Below are 3,582 nucleotides of genomic sequence, written 5' to 3' on the forward strand. Positions count from 1 at the left end.
AGAAGAAGTATGAGTTTTGTTTTCATAATCACTGAGGGGTTCACTGGGATTCGACGCTGACCCGGCGGCTGTATTCAAGAAAATGCGGCCCTATGACAGGATCGGGGCCGTTGATTCCCGCTTCCCACTCGCTGCCCTTCATGCCAGCATCACTTTTCCATGAAGTATTGTCTCAACCTTGCGTTCGTATTTGCCTGCACCTGCACCGCCTTCGCGCAGAGAAGCGCGCCGGTCATTTCACCGGACGTTCAGGACGATCACAGCGTCATCTTCCGCCTGCGGGCTCCCAAATCTCAAACCGTGGTTTTGCGAGGCCAGTGGCAAAAAGAACCCGTGCCGCTGACGAAGGACGCTGAGGGGCTGTGGAATCTCACCGTGCCGAACGTGCCTGCTGGCGTGTGGGAGTACAGTTTCATTGTTGATGACCTCGCGATGATCGACCCCGTCAATCCGGCGCAGAAGCCGCAGCGCAATCCCACCTCCAGCATCTTGCACATTCCCGGCACTCCGCCGAATCCGTGGGATTTTCAGGATGTGCCGCACGGCACCGTGCATCAGCACACCTACCTCTCCAAGGCGCTGAGCAAACAGCGCAGCGCGTGGGTGTACACGCCGCCGGGTTATGAGGACGGTAAGCAGAAGGAATATCCGCTTTTTGTCCTGCAGCATGGCTCTGGCGATCGCCACGAAACCTGGGTGATGCATGGCAAGGCGCACTGGATTCTCGACAACCTCATCGCCGCCGGCAAAGCGCAGCCGATGGTTATCCTCATGATCGACGGCCATCCGCTCGGCCAGATTCCGCGTGAGATGGCGGACCGCCGCGCGCTCTCGCTCGCCGCGTTTAAAAACGAACTCTTCCAGGATGCCATCCCGATCGTGGAGAGTCACTACCGCGTGTCAGCGGACCGCACTCAGCGTGCCATCGCCGGACTCAGCATGGGCGGCTGGCAGGCGCTCAGTATTGGCATGACGAACCAAGACCGCTTTGCGTGGATCGGTTCCTTCAGCGGTGCGGTGGATGAGAATGAAATCAAGCCCGCACTGGATGATGCCACTGGCACGAATGCCAAACTGAAACTGCTGTGGATCGCGTGCGGTGAAAAAGACTTCCTGCTGGAACGCAACAACCAGCTCATTGCCAAACTCAAGGCTAGTGGCGTGAATTACGAATGGCATGAAACACCGGGAGACCACTCGTGGCCGGTGTGGCGGAATTATCTCACGGATTTTGCGCCGAAGTTGTTTCGCTGAGGAAGAACTGAACCAATCAACGCACCGCAGAGATCGGAACGCCGCAGAGTTTTTTCAGAACCAAACTCTGCGGTGTAAATCAGTGTTTTCTAAAAGTCATGCCCTCCCCCTTGCGCATCGCCATCGTCGGCTCCGGCACGGCCGGACCTGCGGCGGCGATCTATCTCGCGAGGGCGGGTCATGCGGTGACGCTTTTCGAGCGTGCGCCGCAGAAGTTGCCAGTGGGAGCGGGCTTCATGCTGCAACCCACTGGCATGGCGGTGCTGCAGGAACTAGGCCTCGCGGAAGCTCTGCGGCCGCACATCGCCACGATATCAAAATTGTACTGTCGCACGAAGTCTGGTCGCGTGCTGCTGCACCTGACTTATGAAGAACTCGGCAGCGGTCTTTTTGGTGCGGGCACCCATCGTGCCACCTTGCTGGACCTGCTGCTCGATGCTGCTCAGCACGCAGGCGCAGAGGTCCTGTGGAACACGCACATCGCCAAGCTCACACGCGATGCCACGCAACGTCCCATGCTGCACGATGCCAACGGGGCTGCGCATGGACCCTATGACCTTCTGCTGATCTGCGACGGCGCTCATTCCACGCTACGGGATCAAAGCGACGTGCCCGCACGCGTGAGCCGTTATCCCTGGGGCGCACTGTGGTTCATCGGCAAGAGGACACCGGAGTTTGATCCGCAGGTGCTGTGGCAATGCGTCGGAAACACGCGTGAGCTCACCGGCTTTCTGCCCACCGGCACGCAGGACGATCTGCTCAGCCTGTTCTGGAGCCTGCGGCTTGATCACATTGAACGCTGGCGGAATACGCCGCTGGAAGATTGGAAGCACGAGATCCTTGCCCTGGCCCCGCAGGCGGAAAGCTTCCTTGCGCAAATCGACTCGCATCAACAAATCGCCACCGCGGCGTATCACGATGTGCGCATGAAGCAGTGGCACGGCGACCGCGTGGCCATTCTCGGCGATGCTGCTCATGCGCTGAGTCCCCAACTCGGGCAGGGCGTGAACCTGGCGCTGATGGATGCCGCTGTGCTCGCGCAATCTCTCGCTACGAATTCACTGCCTGAAGCTCTCGCGCATTATTCACGCACTCGTCGCAGCCACTTGCGCTTTTACCAGTTCGCGACCCGCTGGACGACGCCCTTTTTCCAGTCGGATCTTCTGCCGCTGGGGTGGTTGCGTGATCTGGTGTTTCCGATCATTCAACGCATTCCACCGCTGCGTCGCCAGATGACGGCGACGATGGCGGGTGGGAAGACGGGGCCGTTTAGTAGTCTCAAGACCACACGATAATCCTGTTCGTGCTCCACCATCCATACGCGACCGGAACGCGTTGCTTCAAACCTTGGAGGCCTTCATCAAAAAACAACGCCCGGAGAATGTCCGGGCGCTGCGAAGAAATGCTCAAGAGCTGGGAGGATCCATCAGCTCAGGAAAATGTCTCAATGGTGATGGCCGCCGCCATGGCCACCGAAGCCGCCGCTGTGACCGCCGTAGCTGCCGTGATGGCCGCTGTAGCCGCCACCGTAGCCACCATACCCGCGGCTACCACCGTAACCGGAGCGGCCGTAGCTGCTGTACCCGCCGTACGAGGGGCGGTAGTAGGATCTGCTGTAGCCATATCCTCCCCCGTAACCGCCGCCGTAGCCATAAGGGGCGATGCATGAACTCAAAGATGTCAGAGTGAGAATGGCCGTGAACAGAAGAACCCATTTAGTTTTCATAAGTGAATAGTCCGACGCAGCTACTGCGGGTCTATTCAGTCAATCGTTGCGCATTACAAAAAGGGCAGGTGATTGCAGCCGCCTTTGTGAGGATGCGCAGCAAGTGGGGGCACCGGGTGCGGTGCGAGAAAACGAACTTGGGAGTTCGTTTTACGGGAGCATTCCTGCGAGATCTGCGGCGAGCTGCGCGGCTTCTTGCACGGGGCGCTGGGCTTCGCGTTCGACGGGTGGCAGGGCGAGATCGGCTTCGTTGAAGACGCGCACGGCCATGTGGAGCTGGCCGTCTTTGATCCAGGTGTGGGCACCCACGGGGGTCTGGCAGCCGGCGCCGAGGATTTTCAGGAACTCGCGCTCGGCGGTGATGCGGTATTCGGTGTCGGAGTCATTGAGCGCGCGAATGGCCTGAATGGTCGCTTCATCTCCAGCGCGGCATTCGATGGCGATGGCTCCCTGTCCGGCAGCGGGGAGGAACTTCACGGGATCGAGAGTCAAAGCGCAGAGGTGGATGCCTTCGATCTGAATTTGCTCATCCTTCATCAAGCCCAGGCGCTGCAGGCCGGCGGCGGCGAGGAGCACGGCATCGAGCGCGTTTTCACCGATGA

Annotated in this window: 3 protein-coding genes and 1 pseudogene; 2 read left to right on the forward strand and 2 right to left on the reverse strand. The window is 59.6% G+C overall.

Features of this window, described 5'->3' with window-relative positions; genetic code table 11:
- Nucleotides 1-159 precede the first annotated feature (159 nt).
- A complete protein-coding gene (locus tag ACIREA_RS28650) occupies nucleotides 160-1,254 on the forward strand; it encodes an esterase (RefSeq protein ID WP_397385741.1) in 1,095 nt (364 codons plus the stop codon).
- 98 nt (nucleotides 1,255-1,352) lie between these two features.
- The gene (locus tag ACIREA_RS28655; protein ID WP_397385742.1) at nucleotides 1,353-2,549 is read left to right on the forward strand and encodes an FAD-dependent oxidoreductase; all 1,197 of its coding nucleotides are present in this window, start codon (nucleotides 1,353-1,355) and stop codon (nucleotides 2,547-2,549) included.
- 149 nt (nucleotides 2,550-2,698) lie between these two features.
- Here ACIREA_RS28655 and ACIREA_RS28660 read toward each other — a convergent pair whose 3' ends face one another.
- Nucleotides 2,699-2,980, reverse strand: a complete 282-nt coding sequence (locus ACIREA_RS28660; RefSeq protein ID WP_397385743.1) for a hypothetical protein — start codon at nucleotides 2,978-2,980, stop codon at nucleotides 2,699-2,701.
- A gap of 150 nt (nucleotides 2,981-3,130) precedes the next feature.
- A pseudogene (locus tag ACIREA_RS28665) lies at nucleotides 3,131-3,582 on the reverse strand (hydroxymethylbilane synthase); the annotation flags it as partial.

The organism is Prosthecobacter sp., assembly GCF_044373815.1.
GTDB lineage: Bacteria > Verrucomicrobiota > Verrucomicrobiia > Verrucomicrobiales > Verrucomicrobiaceae > Prosthecobacter.

Bases quoted from the DNA above. Each gene is read 5' to 3' on its own strand.
- ACIREA_RS28650 (WP_397385741.1), top strand. From the start codon at position 160: ATGAAGTATTGTCTCAACCTTGCGTTCGTATTTGCCTGCACCTGCACC.
- ACIREA_RS28655 (WP_397385742.1), top strand. From the start codon at position 1,353: ATGCCCTCCCCCTTGCGCATCGCCATCGTCGGCTCCGGCACGGCCGGA.
- ACIREA_RS28660 (WP_397385743.1), bottom strand. From the start codon at position 2,980: ATGAAAACTAAATGGGTTCTTCTGTTCACGGCCATTCTCACTCTGACA.